The organism is Microbacterium hydrocarbonoxydans (genome assembly GCF_000956475.1).
GTDB classification, from domain to species: domain Bacteria; phylum Actinomycetota; class Actinomycetes; order Actinomycetales; family Microbacteriaceae; genus Microbacterium; species Microbacterium hydrocarbonoxydans_A.
The window spans coordinates 541420-559015 of record NZ_JYJB01000009.1; the positions used below are offsets into that span (position 1 = coordinate 541420).

At 68.1% G+C, this 17596-nt stretch carries 15 protein-coding genes; 9 read left to right on the forward strand and 6 right to left on the reverse strand.

Going from position 1 to position 17596, the window contains the following annotated elements:
• Window positions 1-79 precede the first annotated feature (79 nt).
• Both rarD and RS84_RS11765 read left to right on the forward strand, forming a co-directional pair.
• Window positions 80-1015, forward strand: a complete 936-nt coding sequence (rarD, locus tag RS84_RS11760) for an EamA family transporter RarD (RefSeq protein ID WP_045257948.1) — start codon at window positions 80-82, stop codon at window positions 1013-1015.
• Window positions 1016-1159: 144 nt separating this feature from the next.
• The gene (locus RS84_RS11765; protein WP_045257949.1) at window positions 1160-2422 is read left to right on the forward strand and encodes an ABC transporter substrate-binding protein; all 1263 of its coding nucleotides are present in this window, start codon (window positions 1160-1162) and stop codon (window positions 2420-2422) included.
• A 252-nt stretch (window positions 2423-2674) separates the two neighbouring features.
• Here the strand turns inward: RS84_RS11765 and RS84_RS11770 are convergent, their stop codons facing one another.
• The 4 genes from RS84_RS11770 to RS84_RS11785 are packed head-to-tail and all read right to left on the reverse strand — an operon-like array spanning window position 2675 to window position 6753.
• Window positions 2675-3412, reverse strand: a complete 738-nt coding sequence (locus RS84_RS11770) for an ABC transporter ATP-binding protein (protein WP_045257950.1) — start codon at window positions 3410-3412, stop codon at window positions 2675-2677.
• The gene (locus RS84_RS11775; protein ID WP_045258147.1) at window positions 3409-4380 is read right to left on the reverse strand and encodes an ABC transporter ATP-binding protein; all 972 of its coding nucleotides are present in this window, start codon (window positions 4378-4380) and stop codon (window positions 3409-3411) included. Before RS84_RS11775 ends, RS84_RS11770 begins: the two co-directional genes overlap by 4 nt.
• A gap of 46 nt (window positions 4381-4426) precedes the next feature.
• Entirely contained in the window at window positions 4427-5404 is a 978-nt protein-coding gene (locus tag RS84_RS11780; protein WP_045257951.1) for a branched-chain amino acid ABC transporter permease, read from the reverse strand.
• A gap of 2 nt (window positions 5405-5406) precedes the next feature.
• On the reverse strand, window positions 5407-6753 hold the full coding sequence (locus tag RS84_RS11785; RefSeq protein WP_082062161.1) for a branched-chain amino acid ABC transporter permease: 1347 nt from the start codon (window positions 6751-6753) through the stop codon (window positions 5407-5409).
• Window positions 6754-6972: 219 nt separating this feature from the next.
• Between RS84_RS11785 and guaB the strand changes: the two genes are divergently transcribed.
• The 3 genes from guaB to RS84_RS11800 all read left to right on the forward strand — a co-directional run bounded on the left by guaB (window position 6973) and on the right by RS84_RS11800 (window position 10968).
• Window positions 6973-8475, forward strand: coding sequence for an IMP dehydrogenase (gene guaB, locus RS84_RS11790; protein ID WP_045257952.1), 1503 nt, complete (start codon window positions 6973-6975; stop codon window positions 8473-8475).
• 136 nt (window positions 8476-8611) lie between these two features.
• Complete coding sequence (locus tag RS84_RS11795; RefSeq protein WP_045258149.1) at window positions 8612-9163, forward strand: OsmC family protein; 552 nt, start codon at window positions 8612-8614, stop codon at window positions 9161-9163.
• Window positions 9164-9279: 116 nt separating this feature from the next.
• Window positions 9280-10968, forward strand: coding sequence for an ABC-F family ATP-binding cassette domain-containing protein (locus RS84_RS11800; protein ID WP_045257953.1), 1689 nt, complete (start codon window positions 9280-9282; stop codon window positions 10966-10968).
• 178 nt (window positions 10969-11146) lie between these two features.
• Here RS84_RS11800 and RS84_RS11805 read toward each other — a convergent pair whose 3' ends face one another.
• Window positions 11147-12229 carry an FAD-dependent oxidoreductase gene (locus tag RS84_RS11805; protein ID WP_045257954.1) on the reverse strand — a complete coding sequence of 361 codons (1083 nt, stop codon included), beginning with the start codon at window positions 12227-12229 and terminating at the stop codon, window positions 11147-11149.
• A 53-nt stretch (window positions 12230-12282) separates the two neighbouring features.
• Between RS84_RS11805 and RS84_RS11810 the strand changes: the two genes are divergently transcribed.
• Together RS84_RS11810 and RS84_RS11815 are read left to right on the forward strand one after the other, a co-directional pair.
• Window positions 12283-13404: a GuaB3 family IMP dehydrogenase-related protein gene (locus tag RS84_RS11810; protein ID WP_045257955.1), complete on the forward strand. Its 1122-nt coding sequence runs from the start codon at window positions 12283-12285 to the stop codon at window positions 13402-13404.
• Between the two features lie 59 nt (window positions 13405-13463).
• The gene (locus RS84_RS11815) at window positions 13464-14213 is read left to right on the forward strand and encodes an SURF1 family cytochrome oxidase biogenesis protein (protein WP_082062184.1); all 750 of its coding nucleotides are present in this window, start codon (window positions 13464-13466) and stop codon (window positions 14211-14213) included.
• A gap of 19 nt (window positions 14214-14232) precedes the next feature.
• Here RS84_RS11815 and RS84_RS11820 read toward each other — a convergent pair whose 3' ends face one another.
• Window positions 14233-15234 carry a LacI family DNA-binding transcriptional regulator gene (locus RS84_RS11820; protein ID WP_045257956.1) on the reverse strand — a complete coding sequence of 334 codons (1002 nt, stop codon included), beginning with the start codon at window positions 15232-15234 and terminating at the stop codon, window positions 14233-14235.
• A gap of 154 nt (window positions 15235-15388) precedes the next feature.
• Here RS84_RS11820 and RS84_RS11825 point away from each other — a divergent pair, with 154 nt between their 5' ends.
• Together RS84_RS11825 and RS84_RS11830 are read left to right on the forward strand one after the other, a co-directional pair.
• Complete coding sequence (locus RS84_RS11825) at window positions 15389-16675, forward strand: extracellular solute-binding protein (protein WP_045257957.1); 1287 nt, start codon at window positions 15389-15391, stop codon at window positions 16673-16675.
• A complete protein-coding gene (locus RS84_RS11830; protein WP_235281480.1) occupies window positions 16672-17595 on the forward strand; it encodes a carbohydrate ABC transporter permease in 924 nt (307 codons plus the stop codon). Before RS84_RS11825 ends, RS84_RS11830 begins: the two co-directional genes overlap by 4 nt.
• Window position 17596 lies beyond the last annotated feature (1 nt).

Below are 17596 nucleotides of genomic sequence, written 5' to 3' on the forward strand. Positions count from 1 at the left end.
GCGACTACAGAGTCGGAAGAGGGCCCGGATGCATCACGCATCCGGGCCCTCTTCGCGTGTCCGGGCATAGGGTTGCGTGGTGAGTTCAGAAGTGACCAGGGGCGACGGGCAGACGGCCGGCGCCGCGTACGCGATCTCCGCCTATCTTCTCTGGGGCCTGCTGCCGCTGTACTTCCTGCTCCTGTCTCCGACGGGCCCGTGGGAGCTCGTCGCATGGCGAGTAGTGCTGTCGTTGGTGTTCTGCGCGCTCCTGCTCACCGTCACCCGCGGATGGAAGGCCCTCGGCCTGATCATCCGGCAGCCGAAGCTGCTCGGGCTCACAGCCCTCGCCGGAGTGCTGATCTACATCAACTGGCAGGTCTTCGTGATCGGCACGCTCAACGGTCAGGTCGTCGAGACGAGCCTCGGCTACTTCATCAACCCGATCACCACCGTGCTGCTGGGCGTGTTCGTGCTCCGGGAGCGCATCCGCGTCGCGCAGTGGGCCGCCATCGGCATCGCCGCCGTCGCGGTCGTGGTGATCGTCGTGGTGTACGGCAGCTTCCCGTGGATCGCGCTGTCGCTCACGGCGTCGTTCGGGGTCTATGGGCTCATCAAGAAGAAGATCGGGCCCGCCGTGGACGCCGTCAGCGGTCTGACTCTCGAGTCCCTCTGGCTGATTCCGATCGCGGTCCTGCAGCTCATCCTCGTCGCCGTCACGCCCGCGGGCATCACGATGGGCCAGAACGGCGTCTGGCACGCCGTTCTCCTCGGGCTCGCCGGGGTCGCCACCGCGGTGCCGCTGCTGCTGTTCGCCGCAGGCACGCGCCGGATCGATCTGACCCTGATCGGGATGATCCAGTTCATCACCCCGATCATGCAGTTCCTGCTGGGCGTCGTCGTGCTCGGCGAGGCCATGCCGCCCGCCCGCTGGGTCGGGTTCATCCTCGTGTGGGTGGCCATCGCCGTGTTCGTGGTCGACATGCTGCTCGCCGCCCGCCGCGGTCGCCGCGCCCAGAGGCCGGAACTCGTCTGATCTTCGGGCCCACCCCGCGTGAAACCCGGTACCGGATCGTTAACGCACCGAAACACTTGCGACCCCTGCGCGCGCACCTCGCGTTCTAGGGTTAGAGCACCCGATCGTGGTCACGATCCACGCTCAGTAACGCAAGGGAGCATCATGAACGCACTGAAGGGCTCGCGAACCGCGAGGGTCTTCGCCGGCATCGCGCTGGTCAGCGCATCGGCACTCGTCATGTCGGGCTGCGCGAGCAGCACACCGTCCGATTCCGGTGACGACGGCGGCAACAAGCCCGCCGCCGATCTCACCCTCAAGCTGGGATCGCTGCTTCCGCAGACCGGCTCGCTGGCCTTCCTCGGCCCGCCCATGGAGTCGGGCGTCGGTCTCGCTGTGAAGGAGATCAACGATGCCAAGGCCGGCATCACGATCGACCTGACGGCCGAAGACGAGGGCGACACCGACACGAAGGCGTACGAGACCTCGATCACGAAGCTCCAGGGCGCGGGCGTCACCGCGATGGTCGGTGCCGCGGCATCCGGCGTCTCCAAGCTGATCCTCGACGGCAACGTGGCCGCGGGCATCCTGCAGATCTCGGCATCGAACACCTCGCCCGACTTCACCGACTGGGATGACAAGGGACTCTACTTCCGCACCGCCCCGAGCGACCTGCTGCAGGGCGAGGTCCTGGGCAACCTGATCGCCGAAGACGGTCACAAGACGCTCGGCATCATCTACCAGAACGACGCCTACGGCACGGGCCTCGACGCCGCCATCAAGGAGACGTTCGAGGGCACCGGCGGTGAGGTCGTCGCCGAGGCGTCCTTCAACGTCGGCGACGCGCAGTTCGACGCACAGGTCGAGACCATCAAGGCGCAGAACCCCGACGCGATCGCGATCGTGTCATTCGAGCAGTTCAAGACCATCGCTCCGCTGCTGGTGAACGCGGGCATCTCGGCCGACAAGTTCTACATGGTCGACGGAAACCTGTCCGACTACGGCACCGACATCCCCGTCACGCTCGAGGGCGCGCAGGGCACGAAGGCGGGCCCCGCGCTCGCCGACGACTTCACCGAGCGCCTGCAGACGTACTGGACGGGCGAGGGCAACGCCGAGGTGAAGGACTTCACCTACGCGGGCGAGGCCTACGACGCGGTCGTGCTCGTCGCGCTGGCGTCGCTGGCCGCCGGCTCCACCGAGGGCGCGGACATCGCGGCCAAGATGCAGGAGGTCTCGGGCGGTTCGGGCGACGGTGAGAAGTGCACCACGTTCGCCGACTGCGCGAAGATCATCAACGACGGCAAGGTCGCGGACTACGACGGCTACTCCGGCGAGGTGACGTTCGACGAGAACGGCGACCCGCAGGGAGCCACCATCGGCATCTACAAGTACGGCGCGGACAACAAGATCACCCGCACCAACTGACGTGAGTCGAGCGGAGGCCCCGGATGCGAGCATCCGGGGCCTCCGTCGTGTCCGTGCCGCTTCTCGGAAGGCGGGGCGGATGCCGACGCGTCCGGTCGTCGAGCGTTTCGTCTCGCTGCGCTCGCTCAACGACCAGACTCCGGTCGTTTAAGCGTTTCGTCTCGCTGCGCTCGCTCGACGACCAGTGGCCGGTCGTTGAGCGAGGGAGCGCCAGCGACCGAGACGAAACGCGTTCTCAGACGTGCGACGCAGTCAGGCGGCGTCGGTGCCCAGAGTGCCGAGGTAGAGCCCGATGACCTTGGGATCGTTCAGCAGGTCGCGGCCCGACCCCTCGTAGGCGTCCTTGCCCTGATCGAGCACATAGCCGCGGTCGCAGATCTGCAGGCAGCGGCGGGCGTTCTGCTCGACCATGATGGTCGTGACCCCGGCCTTGTTGATGTCGGAGACGCGGATGAACGCGTCGTCCTGACGGACGGGGGAGAGACCCGCCGACGGCTCGTCGAGCAGCAGCACCGACGGGTCCATCATCAGGGCCCGCGACATCGCCACCATCTGACGCTCGCCGCCGGAGAGCGAGCCGGCACGCTGCTTGAGCCGCTTGCCCAGCTCGGCGAAGATGCCGGTCACGAACTCGAGCCGCTCGGCGTAGATCTTCGGGTTCTGGAACAGCCCCATCTGCAGGTTCTCCTCGATCGAGAGCGAGGGGAACACATTGTTCGTCTGCGGCACGAACGCGACGCCACGGCGGACCAGCTTGTCGGCCTTGAGGCCGACGATGCTCTCGCCCTTGACGGTGATGTCTCCCGAGCGGACGTTGACCATGCCGAAGATCGCCTTCAGCAGCGTGGACTTGCCCGCGCCGTTCGGACCGATGATGCCGATCAGCTCGCCCTGCCTGGCCACGAGGTTCGCGCCGTTGAGGATGTTGACCCCCGGCAGGTAACCCGCGTGGACGTCCTTCAGCTCGACGATGACGGTGTCGTCGCTCATGCCTTGCCCTCCTCGGGGGTCTCAGTCTCAGAGGCGTCCGCGGCCGCGAGCTCTGCCTCGGCCTCGGCCTCGATCTTCTCGCGCAGCCTCGCGGCGGCGGCATCCTCCAGCACAGGGATCCGACCCGTCACCGCGCCCAGATCGAGATCCTGATGAGCGCCCAGATAGGCGTCGACCACGGCCGGGTCCTCCATGACCTCCTCGGGCGGGCCTTCGGCCACGACGCGGCCCTCCGCCATCACGACCACCCAGTCGGCGATGTGCCGCACCATGTGCATGTCGTGCTCGACGAAGAGCACCGTCATGCCCTGCTCCTTGAGGTCGAGGATGTGATCGAGCAGCGACTGCGTGAGCGCGGGGTTCACTCCGGCCATCGGCTCGTCGAGCATGACGAGGTTCGGGTCGCTCATCAGCGCTCTCGCCATCTCGAGAAGCTTGCGCTGGCCGCCCGACAGCGCGGCGGCGAAGTCCTTCTCCTTGGCGTCGAGCTTGAAGCGCGTGAGCAGCTCGCGGGCCTTGACCTCGATGTCGGCATCCTGCCGTCGCCACAGGAACGGGAACAGCGAGGCCCAGAAGCCCTCGCCCTTCTGCCCGGGAGCGCCGAGCTTCATGTTCTCGAGGACCGTGAGCAGCGACAGCGCCTTCGTGAGCTGGAAGGTGCGCACCTGGCCCATCCTGGCCACCTTGAACGACGGGACCCCGGAGAGGTTCTTGCCGTCGAACGACCAGGTGCCGCTGTTGGGCCGGTCGAAACCGCACAGCAGGTTGAACAGGGTCGTCTTGCCGGCGCCGTTCGGGCCGATGAGCGCCGTGATGGCTCCGCGCGGGATCTCGAGGTGATCGACGTCGACGGCGACGAGTCCGCCGAAGCGGCGCTGCACGGCATCGACCACGAGGATCGGGTCGACCTTGGCGACACCCGGCGCCGCCGGTCCCTTGGTGAGTCCGGTGGTCTTCGGGCGGCGGATGCTGCCGGTGGGGGTCTCCACGGGCGCGTCGGCGTCAGGGGTCAGTTCACTTGACAAAGGTCATCTCCCTCTTGTCTCCGAGAATGCCCTGCGGGCGGAAGATCACGAGCAGCATCAGGGCGATGCCGACGAACACGAACACGAGCGTCGACGCCTGGCTGTCGGACATCGGGAGATATCCCGCCTTCGCCATGCTGGGCAGGAGGTTCGCCAGGAAGGCGAACACCACCCAGAAGAGGACCGCGCCGAGCGTGGGCCCGAACACGGTCGCCGCGCCTCCCAGGAGCAGGATCGTCCACAGGAAGAAGGTCAGCGAGGTCGTGTAGCTCCCGGGGACGACCGCCGAGGGAAGAACGAAGACGATTCCGCCGGCCGCGCCGACGACACCGCCGACCACGAGCGCTTGCATCTTGTAGGCGAAGACGTTCTTGCCGAGCGAGCGCACAGCGTCCTCGTCCTCGCGGATGCCCTTGAGCACGCGGCCCCAAGGGCTGCGCATGAGCGACCAGACGAGCAGGATCGACAGCGCCAGCAGGATCACGCCGAAGACCCGGTTCCACAGGTCGTCCGCCGAATACGTCCACGGGCCGAAGCCGTACGTGCCCTGCGGGAAGGGATTCGCGTCGCGGAACCCGCCGTTGTACTGCGCGAGCCCGTCGGCGGAGTTCGTCCACTCGTCAAAGAGCTGCGTCGTGAACAGCAGTCGCACGATCTCGCCCGCCGCGATCGTCGCGATGGCGAGGTAGTCGGCGCGCAGGCGCAGGGTCGGGATGCCGAGGAGAACCGCAAACAGAGCGCCGCCCGCAAGCCCGATGAGCATGCCCAGCCACCACGGCAGCCCGAACGAGAGCACCGAGATCGCGTAGCCGTAGCCGCCGATCGCCATGAACGCCGCCATGCCGAAGTTCAGCAGACCCGCATAGCCGAAGTGCATGGCCAGACCCGTCGCCGCCAGGGCGTACGCGATCGTGACAGGGCTGAACAGGTAGACGGCGGTGTTGGAGAGGATGCTTCCGAAGTCCATGATCAGCCCAGCCTTTCCTTGCGCCCGAGCAGACCCTGCGGCCTGACCAGCAGGATGATGATGAGGACGACGAGGGCGCTCGCGTACTTCAGGTCGGAGGGGATCCACAGTGTGGAGATCTCGACGGCCATGCCCACGATGAGCGATCCGACGAGGGCTCCGAACGCGGTTCCGAGGCCGCCGAGCGTGATCGCGGCGAACATAAGCAGCAGCATCTGCCCGCCCATGTCCCACTTCACACCGGGTCGGAAGTACGCCCACAGGATGCCGGAGATCGCCGCGAGGACGCCGGCGAGGATCCACACGATGCGAATCACCCGGTCGACGTCGATGCCGGATGCCGCGGCCAGCTGCGGGTTGTCGGAGATCGCCCTGGTGGCCTTGCCGATGCGGGTGCGGGTGAGGAACCACGCGACGATCAGGATCACGACGATGCTCACGCTCATCGCGATGAGGTCGATGTAGGACAGCGAGATCGGGCCGAACTGGATCGGCGTGGGGCTCGCGCCGGGCAGCTGGTAGGTGCCGCCGCCGATGAAGTACTGGAAGACGTAGCGCAGGGCGAGCGAGAGACCGATGCTCACGATCATCAGCTGCACGGTGCCCAGACCCTTTCGGCGCAGGGGACGCCAGACGCCGGCATCCATTCCCCATCCGAAGAGTCCGCCGCCGACCACCGCCGCGGCGATGCCGAGCCAGAGGGGGGCGTGCCAGAAGGTGGTGGTCACGAGCGCGAGCAGGCCGCCCCAGGTCACCATCTCGGCGTGGGCGAAGTTCGACAGGCGGGTCGTGCCGTAGATGAGCGCGGCGCCCATCGAGGCGAGGGCCAGCAGCAGGCCGAAGTTCAGTCCGCCGATCAGACGCGAGAAGAGCTGGTCCCAGAACGACACCGTGACGCGTTCGCCCTCACCGAGGAAGAGGTTCATGATCTTCGTGCCGGTGAGCCCGAACTCGACCTCGAAGGATGCGGTGGTGCCGGCGATCGGCTGCGTGCCCTCGGGCAGCTGAGCGGCGTCGACGATGACGCCGTCGGGGAGCGTCTCCTCGTCGACGGTCAGGGTGTACTTGTCCTTCTCGGGCACGTACAGCCGCCATTTGCCGTCGGCATCCGTCTTGGTCTCGCCCTCGAAGCCGTTGCCCTTGATCGTCATCACGACATCGGGAACGGGCTTGTCGTCGAAGGTGATCACGCCGGCGAAGTAGAAGTCCGTGACTTCCTGCCCGTCGTCGGTGGTGTCGGCCGACGCGGCTGTCGCGGGTATCAGCAGGAGCACGAAGGCGAAGAGCGTGCCGAGGAGGGCGATGGCCCACCGGCTGCCGCTCCGTTTCGCCGAGATCGTCGGACTCACAGAACCTCCCAGTCCAGTACACAGGCCATGACAGGGTGTTCATCAGCCTTGATGTACGACGCTATGAGCGTAGTGTGTCGATTCTGTTTCGACCAAGACACGATCGTGCGCACGGCCGTGTCGCCCCGCCGATCCCGGGCAGCACAGGGAATTTCCGCAGGGTCCTCGCGCTTAGAATTGGTACACCGTCGCCATACTCGCGCTCGCAGGAGGACACACATGGAACAGCACGACCCGTTCGGATTCGTCGGACTCACCTACGACGACGTGCTGCTCCTGCCCGGGCACACCGACGTGATCCCGAGTGAGGCCGACACCTCCTCGCGCATCACGCGCCGGATCTCGGTCGCGACGCCGCTGCTCTCCAGCGCCATGGACACCGTGACCGAGTCGCGCATGGCGATCGCGATGGCGCGCGAGGGCGGCATCGGTATCCTGCACCGCAATCTCTCGATCGCCGATCAGGCGGCGCACGTCGACCGGGTCAAGCGCAGCGAGTCGGGCATGATCACCGACCCGATCACGACCACCCCCGACGCCACGGTCGAAGAGGTCGACGCGCTGTGCGCGAAGTACCGCATCTCGGGCCTGCCGGTGGTCGATCCCGACGGTCGCCTCGTGGGCATCATCACCAACCGCGACATGCGCTTCGTGTCGGGCTTCGAGCGCCAGACCACGTTCGTCAAGGACGTCATGACCTCCGAGGGCCTCGTGACCGCTCCCGTCGGGGTCGCCGCAGGCGAGGTCATCTCGCTGTTCGCGAAGCACCGCGTCGAGAAGCTGCCGCTGATCGACGACGAGGGCAAGCTCGCCGGCCTCATCACCATCAAGGACTTCGACAAGAGTGAGAAGTACCCTCTCGCCACCAAGGACGACCAGGGCCGCCTGCGCGTCGGCGCGGCGATCGGCTTCTTCGGCGACGCCTGGGAGCGTGCAGAGGCGCTGCGCGACGCCGGTGTCGACGTGCTCGTCGTCGACACCGCCAACGGCCAGTCGCAGGGTGTCATCGATCTCGTCGGGCGCCTGAAGGCCGACGAGTCGTTCGCGCACATCGACGTGATCGGCGGCAACGTCGCGACACGCGAGGGCGCTCAGGCGCTCATCGACGCGGGCGTCGACGCCGTCAAGGTCGGCGTCGGGCCGGGCTCGATCTGCACCACGCGCGTCGTCGCCGGAGTCGGCGTTCCGCAGGTGACCGCCGTGTACGAGGCGTCTCTCGCCGCGCGTCCCGCCGGCGTTCCGGTGATCGCCGACGGCGGTCTGCAGTACTCGGGAGACATCGCCAAGGCGCTCGTCGCGGGTGCGGATGCCGTCATGCTCGGCTCGCTGCTCGCCGGCACCGACGAGTCGCCGGGTGAGATCGTCTTCCAGTCGGGCAAGCAGTTCAAGCAGTACCGCGGCATGGGCTCGCTCGGCGCGATGCAGACGCGCGGCAAGCAGACCTCGTACTCGAAGGATCGCTACTTCCAGGCCGACGTGCCCAGCGACGACAAGCTCATCCCTGAAGGCATCGAGGGGCAGGTGCCCTACCGCGGCCCGCTCTCGGCCGTCGCGTACCAGCTCGTCGGGGGCCTGCGCCAGTCGATGTTCTACGTCGGCGCCCGCACGATCGAGGAGCTCAAGCAGCGCGGCAAGTTCGTGCGGATCACCTCCGCCGGGCTCAAGGAATCGCACCCGCACGACGTGCAGATCGTTGTCGAGGCGCCGAACTACAAGCGCTGAGCTGCGACAGGAAAGGGCGGATGCCGGCGGCATCCGCCCTTTGCCGTCTCCGGAGTCCGTGACGGCGTGTGTCGGGGTGTGACAGCCGGTGACGGCATCCGCTCGGGAGAACCGCCGATCCCGCTACGGTCTCGGCATGACTCTCATCCAGGACCAGTCCTCGCCCATCGCCGACGTGAGTGCGCAGGCGCGCGCCGAACGCCTCACCGCTGCGGGAACAGCATGGAACGAGCGCATCGCCGCCGATTCCCGAGCAGCCCAGCTCACGTACTCGGTCACCGGCCGGGGAATCGGGGCGGTGGGCACCGAGATCCGAGCGGGCAAGCACCGCTTCCTCGTCGATGAGCCCGGCGCTCTTGCGGGAGACGACGCCGCAGCGAGCCCGGTCGAGTACGCGCTCGGTGCGCTCGTCTCCTGTCAGGTCGTCGTGTTCCGGCTCTACGCGCAGGCGCTGGGCCTGACGATCGACGAGATCGAGATCACGGCCGAGGGCGACCTCGACGTGCGCAAGCTCTTCGGGATCGACGAGTCGGGGCGCGCGGGATTCCATGACGTGCGTGTGAAGGTCGACATCACCGGCCCCGATTCCGCGGAGCAGTACGAGAATCTGCGCCAGGTGGTCGACGCGCACTGCCCGGTGCTCGATCTCTTCGCGAACCCGGTGCCGACCTCGGGCGCGCTGGCCTGAACCGGTCGTCGAGCGTGAGAAGGTCGTCGAGCGAGCGAAGCGAGACGAAACGCGGAGGGGTCCGGACCTGATAGCCTGGTCGGCTCGCCATGCGGGCGGAAGGACGGCCACGCACGGTGGGGTACATAGATGTCTCAAGCGTCTCTCTGACGCTTCCAGATGGCAGACCGCTTCTCGATGAGGCGACGTTCCGGGTCGGCTCCGGTTCGACGAGCGCATTGATCGGACCGAACGGCGCAGGGAAGACGACGCTGCTGCGGATCATCCGCGGGGAGCAGGCGGCGGATGCCGGCGTCGTCACGATCGACGGCGGACTCGGCGTCATGGATCAGTTCGTCGGACACGGCGAAGCCGGTCAGAGCGTGCACGAGCTGTTGGTTCGGGTCGCGCCGCGGCGGATCCGCGCGGCGGCCGAGGCGCTCGAGGCTGCCGAGAACGCGCTCATCGAGCGGGATGAGCACGACACGCAGATGGCGTACGCGACGGCGATCGCCGAGTACGCGGATGCCGGCGGGTACGAGCACGAGACCGTGTGGGACCAGTGCACCGTCGCAGCCCTCGGCGTGCCCTTCGAGCGGGCGCGGTACCGCGAGCTCACGACGCTCTCCGGCGGAGAGCAGAAGCGTCTTGCGCTGGAGGCTCTGCTGCGCGGCCCAGACGAGGTGCTGCTGCTCGACGAGCCCGACAACTATCTCGACGTTCCGGCGAAGCGCTGGCTCGAGGAGCAGCTGCGGCAGACGCCCAAGACGGTGCTGCTCGTCTCGCACGACCGCGAGCTGCTCGCGCGGGCCGCCGACCGCATCATCACTCTCGAACCCGGCGGCGCCGGTGCGACGGCGTGGGTGCACGGCGGCGGGTTCGCCACCTATCATCAGGCGCGCGCCGACCGCATGGACCGTCTCGACGAGCTGCGCCGCCGATGGGACGAGCAGCACGAGAAGCTGCGGGTGCTCGTGGCCACCCTCAAGGTGAAGGCCGCGGCGAACGACGGCTTCGCGTCGAGATATCAAGCGGCGCAGACCCGCCTGCGCAGGTTCGAAGAGGCAGGGCCGCCCGAGGAGCGCCCGCCCGCGCAGGAGTTCGACATGCGGTTGCGAGGAGCGCGAACCGGCAAGCGCGCCGTGGTCGCCTCGCAGCTGGAGCTCACGGGACTGATGAGGCCCTTCGACGCCGAGGTCTGGTACGGCGATCGGGTGGCAGTGCTGGGGTCGAACGGATCGGGCAAGTCGCACTTCCTGCGGCTGCTGGCTCGGGGCGGCAGCGATCCCGACCCGACTGCGGGCCACGTCACGTCGACCGGCGAGCAGCTGAGCGAGGTCGCCCACACAGGGCAGGCGGTGCTCGGCGCGCGAGTCGTGCCCGGTCTGTTCGCGCAGACGCACGCCCACCCGGAGTTCCTCGGACGCACATTGCTCGAGATCCTGCACCGAGGAGACGAGCGACGCGCAGGTCTGCCACGGGATGCTGCGAGCAGCGCGCTCGACCGCTACGGGCTCGTGCGACAGGCGCAGCAGACGTTCGACTCGCTGTCGGGCGGGCAGCAGACGCGTTTCCAGGTGCTGCTGCTCGAGCTGTCGGGTGCGACGCTGCTGCTGCTCGATGAGCCGACCGACAATCTCGACCTGGAATCGGCCGAGGCTCTGGAAGAGGCGCTCGCGCGCTTCGAGGGCACGGTGCTCGCCGTCACGCACGACCGCTGGTTCGCCCGATCCTTCGACCGCTTCCTCGTGTTCGGCTCGGACGGCGAGGTCTACGAGACGGACGCCCCGGTCTGGGACGAGAAGCGGGTGGCGCGGGCGCGCTGAGCCCGGGCCGCCGACGCGTGTCGTCACTTCGACTCGCTGCGCTCGCTCAGTGCAAGCTCTGGTCCGGCGGGTCGTTGAGCGAGCGGAGCGAGACGAAACGTGGTGAGCTCGCGCGTTTCATCTCGGTCGCTGCGCTCCCTCGCTCAACGATCGGAGAGCACTCCTGGGAGGGGGAGCGTCAGGGCAACCGGAACGGCTCGGCGGCGCGGGCGGAGGGGTCGAGCGCGAGGTCGGCGAGCAGAGCGCCGATGCCGGGGGCGAACTTGAAGCCGTGGCCCGAGAACCCGGCGCCGACGACGAGTCGGCCCCGGCGGTCGAGCACGAACGCGCCATCATCGGTCGACGTGTACGTGCAACTCACGGGAACAGCGGATGCCGGATCGAGCCCCGGCATCCACTCCCGCACGTACTCCACGAGGGCGTCGGCGTGGGCGGCGCGGCGCGGACGGGCATCCGGGTCCACCTCGTCGCCGACCCGATGGAAGCCGACCTTCACGCCCTCACCGGGTGTCGGCATGCCGTAGACGGTGGCGGGGTGCCGATCGGGGTCGGTGTAGTGATTGAACGACGGCCACTCCGCGGCGCCGGTCGGCGAGAAGTGCGCGGGAGACTCCTCTGTGACGGTGAGCCGCGGCAGGCCCAGCGACGGCAGCATCCGCTCCGACCAGGCGCCGACCGTGATGACGGCGACATCCGCGCGCATAAGGCCGTCCGCAAGCGTGAGGAGCACGCCGGCATCCGTCTCCGTGATCTCCTGGACGGGCGTCTCCCAGCGCACGTCGCCGCCGCCCGCGACGATGCGCCGTTCGAGTTCGCCCAGCGCGGCCGATGCTCTGGCGACTCCCGCGTCCCGCGAGAACAGGACGTCGTCGTCGAACCTCATGCCGGCCCATCTCGCTGCGGCGTCAGCCGGCGAGAGCATCTCTGCGTGGATGCCGCGCTCGCCGAGTCGTCGGGCGACCGATGAGAGGTCCATCGCGCCGTGCGTGACCAGCCCGTGCAGGCGCAGCAGCGGCTCGCCGGCGACCTCACCGAGCGCGTCCCAGCCCTCTCGTGACCGCACGAGCAGGTCGAGGTAGTGGTCCTGGTCATAGGCGTTGTTGAAGTTGCGCGTCGCGCCGTGCGATGCACCCTCATGATGGCCGCGGGCGAAGCGCTCCAGCACGACGGGACGCAGCCCCCGGCGGGTCAGCTCCCACGCCGTTGCCAGCCCCATCACACCGCCGCCGACCACGGCGACCTCCACAGCATCCGCTCGCATGTCCCCAGTCTTCCAGCCACGGGACCGCTCATCGCACCGGGTAGTCTTGATGGGTGACCACAGAGATCGAGCTGGGCCGAGGAAAGCGCGCGCGCCGCGCGTACACGTTCGACGACATCGCGGTGGTGCCCTCGAGGCGCACCCGCAACCCCGAAGACGTGTCGACCGCGTGGACGATCGACGCCTTCGGCTTCGAGATCCCCGTGCTGGGCGCCCCCATGGACTCCGTGGTGAGCCCGCAGACGGCCATCATGCTCGGTCAGCTGGGCGGCCTCGGCGTCCTCGACCTCGAGGGCCTGTGGACCAGATACGAGAACCCCGAGCCGCTGCTCGCCGAGATCGCGGGACTGAGCGACGACGTCGCCACGACACGCATGCAGGAGCTCTACTCCGAGCCGATCAAGCCCGAGCTCATCACGAGCCGTCTGGCCGAGATCCGCGATGCGGGCGTCACGGTCGCCGGGTCCCTGACCCCGCAGCGCACCCAGGAGTTCTATGACACCGTCGCTCGCGCGGGCGTCGATCTGTTCGTGATCCGCGGTACCACCGTCTCGGCAGAGCACGTCTCGAGCGTCGCGCAGCCACTGAACCTCAAGAAGTTCATCTACGACCTCGACGTTCCCGTCATCGTCGGCGGTGCCGCGACCTACACCGCGGCCCTGCACCTCATGCGCACCGGAGCCGCGGGCGTTCTCGTCGGCTTCGGCGGGGGAGCGGCGTCGACGACGCGGGCGACCCTCGGCATCCACGCTCCGATGGCCACTGCCGTGTCGGATGTCGCCGCCGCCCGGCGCGACTACCTCGACGAGTCCGGCGGCCGCTATGTGCACGTGATCGCCGACGGCGGCGTGGGCACCTCTGGCGACATCGTCAAGGCGCTCGCGATGGGAGCGGATGCCGTGATGCTCGGCGTCGCGCTGGCCCGCGCCACCGATGCCCCCGGCCGCGGCTTCCACTGGGGCCCGGAAGCGCACCACTCGAAGCTGCCGCGCGGCCGCCGTGTCGAGGTGGGCGGAATCGGAACGCTCGAAGAGATCCTGTACGGCCCGGCTCCTGTCGCCGACGGCACGGCGAACCTCATCGGCGCACTGCGCAAGTCCATGGCGACCACGGGATACTCCGACCTCAAGGAGTTCCAGCGGGTCGAGGTCGTCCTCGCACCCTACGAGGCCTGAGGACGCAGCGCTTCACCGTGACCACCCCTGCGCTGTTCCCGCCCACGCTGCGTGAGGTGCTGCTTCGGGGACGCTGGATCGCCATGCTCCTGCTGTGTCTGCTCGTGGCCGGGGTCTTCGCCTGGCTGGGGCAGTGGCAGCTGGGTCGCGCGGTGGACACCGCGCCGCAGGCGCCGGGAGCCACAGAAGAGGTGCGGCCTCTCACCGAGGTCGTCGACCCGGGGGAGTACCTCCCCGAGCCGCTCGTGGGTCAGAAGGTCGAGACCGAGGGGCGCTGGATCGCCGGCGATTTCATCGTCGTGTCGTCGCGGTTCAACGACGGCGCGCAGGGCTATTGGGTCACCGGCCAGCTGCGGGTCGACGAGCGCACGTCGATCGCGGTCGCCGTCGGCTGGGCGCCGGATCGCGAGAGCGCGGACGCTGCGGCCAAGCGGCTCGAGGCGGATGCCGACGGCGGCGACGTGACGGTCAGCGGCCGGCTCATCTCGGACGAGGGGCCGGTGCTTCCCACTCGTGACGATCCGGAACGGCTCGATCGCATGTCCCCGGCCGCGCTGCTCAGCCGCTGGCACGATGTCGAGCAGCTCGACGTGTACCGCCCGTACCTCGCCTCCACGACTGCGACGGCGGGTCTGATCGACATCTCGTCGCCGGCCCCCGAAGAGGGATCGTCGGTGAACTGGCTCAACATCTTCTACGCGGTGGAGTGGGCGATCTTCGCCGGATTCGCGTTCTACCTCTGGTATCGGCTCGCCAAGGACGCGTGGGAGCGCGAGGTCGAGGAGTTCGAGGACGCGGCATCCGCCTGACCGGCGGGGCCCCTGGCCGTCAGCTCTGAAGACCCGCGGGCGCCGCCGTCGACGAGCGGACTACCAGTGTGGTGGACAGCTCGGTGTGCGCCGCCGGTGCACGGCCCAGGCGGGACTGGACGAGCGCGTCGACCGCAGCGCTTCCCATCTGGGCGAGCGGCTGGCGGATCGTCGTCAGCGGGGGATCGGCCCAGCCGGCCGGGGCCAGATCGTCGAATCCGATCACGGAGATGTCGTCCGGCACGCGCAGCCCCTGCTCGCGAAGAGCGTGTATCGCCCCGAATGCCGTGTCATCGCTCGCGCCGAAGATGGCCGTGGGTGGCGTGGTGCGGGTGAGCAGAAGGCGTGTCGCCTCGTACCCCTGATCCACGCCGTACTGCGCGCGGATGATCAGGTCGTCGTCGACGGCGACCCCGGCCTGAAGCATCGCCGCCTGGAATCCGGCCAGACGCGCGATCGCGTTGTCCTGGTCGATCGGACCGGTGATCGTCGCGATGCGGCGGTGCCCCTGCGAGAGCAGGTGCTGCGCCGCGTCGAAGGCGCCCTTGAAATTAGTGGCCGCGACCGACAGGGTGCCCTCGGGCACCTGGTGCAGCGGATCCACCACCACGAGCGGCACGCCGGCGTCGGCCAGAGCTCTGCGGGCCTCCTCGCCGGGTACCGCGACCACGCTCAGCAGCCCGTCGGTGCCACGTGAGAGCGCATGGCGCACCCAGCCGTCGCAGTCGTCGGGTGCGGGGTCGACCGTGAGCACGACATCCTTGCCGTGGGCGCGGGCGGCCTCCACCGCGCCGCGTACGACGGCCTCGGACCACGCCCCGTCGAGATCGACGACGCGGACGTGGAGGAACCCGGTGTCGGAATTTGCGCGCGTCCTGATCGCGTAGCCGTGCCGCTCGAGGACGGCGGTGACGCGTTCACGCGTGCGCACCGCCACATCGGGCCGGGAATTGAGCACCTTGGAGACGGTGGGCACGGAGACGCCCGCCTCTGCGGCGATCAGGTCAAGGTGGACTGCCATGCTCCTCCATCGGACTTTCCGAAAACTTTAGCGCACCGTGAGGCTATAACAAGAGCGGATGTTCGGGGTAGACGGAACGGGGCGACACCCTTATAGTTTCGATAACGAGGTTCGAAATTTCGAACCTGCATGTCGGAAACACGAAGGAGTGCGCATGCGCAGTTTGCGAGTCACCACAGTCACCGCGATCGCTCTGGGAGCCGCGCTGGTCCTCTCCGGATGCGGGCGCGGCGCCGAAGGCGGTGCGGGAGGGGACGGATCCGTCGCCCCTGCGGCCGAAGGCGAAGCCGATGGCGTCATCGAGGTCTGGACGGCCGGCGGCCACGCCGACAATCTCGAGGTCCTCGCGAAGCCCTGGCTCGAGGCGAACCCGGACGCGACGCTGAAGGTCACCGACGTCCCCTGGGACCAGGTCATCACCAAGGTGCAGACCGCGACAGCCGCGGGGAAGGGGCCGGACATCATCATGACCGGCAGCGACCAGACGGCGACCGTCATCGGCATGGGCGCGCTGGATCAGGTTCCGGACGACGTGTACGACGCCGAGGACTTCTACCCGGCCGCCGTCGACTCGGCCACCGGCGAGGACGGGCTGTACGCGATGCCCTGGTATGTCGAGACGCGGTTCCTGTTCTATCGCAAGGACATCGCGGAACAGCTCGGCCTGTCCGCTCCCAAGACCTGGGAGGACATCGAGACGATGGCAGCCGCCTTCAAGTCCCGCCCTGGCGGCACCTACGGCATCAGCCTTCCTCGTCCTGTCGAGCAGCCGGCGCAGGTCATCGTGCCCTTCGACGCGCAGGCAGGCGGTCAGCTGACGGACGGCGAGAAGTGGACGATCGACACCCCGGAGCTGGTCTCGGCGCTCGACTTCTACGCGGGCTTCTTCCAGCGCGGCGAGGCACCCCTCGAGGAGACCGACGCCACGTTCGAGAACGGCGGCACACCCATGTTCATCTCCGGCCCGTGGATGCTCGACGTGTTCGCCGAGGCCATCGAGGCGGGCACCGCACCTGCGGACTTCACCCTCGACTCGGTCGGCTACAGCGTCTTCCCGACCGGCCCCGGCGGAAGCAACGATCAGTACATCGGCGGGGGCAATCTCGGCGTCTTCACGGCATCCGACAACAAGGCGTCCGCGTGGTCGCTCCTGTCCTGGATGGGGGAGCAGGAGCAGCAGGAGCAGTGGTTCACGCTGCAGAACGAGCTGCCGGCGAACATCGCCGCCGGCGACCTCCCCGCGATCCAGGAGAACCCGGTCACGCAGACCCTCATGGAGCAGATGAAGGACACCGTCGCGATGCCGAACTACCCTGCGTGGTCGCAGATCGCCGATCTGCTCGGCAAGTACTCCGAGCAGGTCGCGAGCGGGCAGATCACGAGTGAAGAGGCGGCGAAGGAGATCCAGTCCCAGGCCGAGTCGATCGGATTCGGGTGGTGAGCGCAACCCGTGCGCGGCGGCCGGGGAAGGCGACTTCCCTGGCCGCCCAGCGGCGGCGCTCGGCTCTCATAGCCTGGGTGTTCGTCGCGCCCTTCGTCCTGACGTTCGGGACCTTCGGGCTGATCCCGCTGGTCAGCTCGCTCGCCATGGCCTTCACCGACCTGCGGGCGCGCGACATCAGGACCCCGTTCAACGTCGACTTCGTCGGCATCGCGAACTTCGTGACGGTCCTCACCGACGAGTCCTTCCTGAGAGCCCTGCGGAACACCCTGTTCTTCGTGGTCCTCGGGGTGCCCGCCACCCTGTTCATCGCGCTCGTGCTCGCCGTCCTGCTCAACTCGGTCAGCCGGCGGGTGGCGACCTTCTTCCGCGTCAGTTACTACATCCCCGTGATCACGACGATCGTCGCGGTCGCCGTCGTGTGGCGCCTCATGTACCAGGACACGGGAGTCATCAACACGATCCTGGGCACGGTCGGCATCAACGGCCCCAACTGGCTGAGCGACCCGAACACGGCCCTGGTCGCCATCACGGTGATGGCGATCTGGCGCAACATCGGCGGCTCCATGGTCATCTTCCTGGCGGGGCTGCAGAGCATCCCCTCCGAGGTGAACGAGGCCGCATCGATCGACGGCGCAGGCGCCAGGCAGAAGTTCTTCCGGGTGACGATCCCCATGATGATGCCGACGATCCTTCTCAACACCATCCTGCTCACGACGGGGTACATGCAGTTCTTCGACGAGCCCTTCGTCATGACCAACGGCGGCCCGCTCGAGTCGACCACGTCGATCGCGCTGCAGGTCTACAACCAGTTCAAATACGGGAACTACTCGGTCGGAGCGGCCGGCGCCTACGTTCTGTTCGCGCTGGTCGGCATCCTCGCGATCATCCAGTTCCGCTTCTTCCGGCAGAGGACCTGAC

What these genes read in the sequence shown, in the direction of transcription:
- guaB (WP_045257952.1), top strand. Translation starts at nt 6,973, where the DNA reads ATGGAACAGCACGACCCGTTCGGATTCGTCGGACTCACCTACGACGAC.
- RS84_RS11780 (WP_045257951.1), bottom strand. Translation starts at nt 5,404, where the DNA reads ATGGACTTCGGAAGCATCCTCTCCAACACCGCCGTCTACCTGTTCAGC.
- RS84_RS11805 (WP_045257954.1), bottom strand. Translation starts at nt 12,229, where the DNA reads ATGCGAGCGGATGCTGTGGAGGTCGCCGTGGTCGGCGGCGGTGTGATG.
- RS84_RS11825 (WP_045257957.1), top strand. Translation starts at nt 15,389, where the DNA reads ATGCGCAGTTTGCGAGTCACCACAGTCACCGCGATCGCTCTGGGAGCC.
- RS84_RS11820 (WP_045257956.1), bottom strand. Translation starts at nt 15,234, where the DNA reads ATGGCAGTCCACCTTGACCTGATCGCCGCAGAGGCGGGCGTCTCCGTG.
- RS84_RS11770 (WP_045257950.1), bottom strand. Translation starts at nt 3,412, where the DNA reads ATGAGCGACGACACCGTCATCGTCGAGCTGAAGGACGTCCACGCGGGT.
- RS84_RS11795 (WP_045258149.1), top strand. Translation starts at nt 8,612, where the DNA reads ATGACTCTCATCCAGGACCAGTCCTCGCCCATCGCCGACGTGAGTGCG.
- RS84_RS11765 (WP_045257949.1), top strand. Translation starts at nt 1,160, where the DNA reads ATGAACGCACTGAAGGGCTCGCGAACCGCGAGGGTCTTCGCCGGCATC.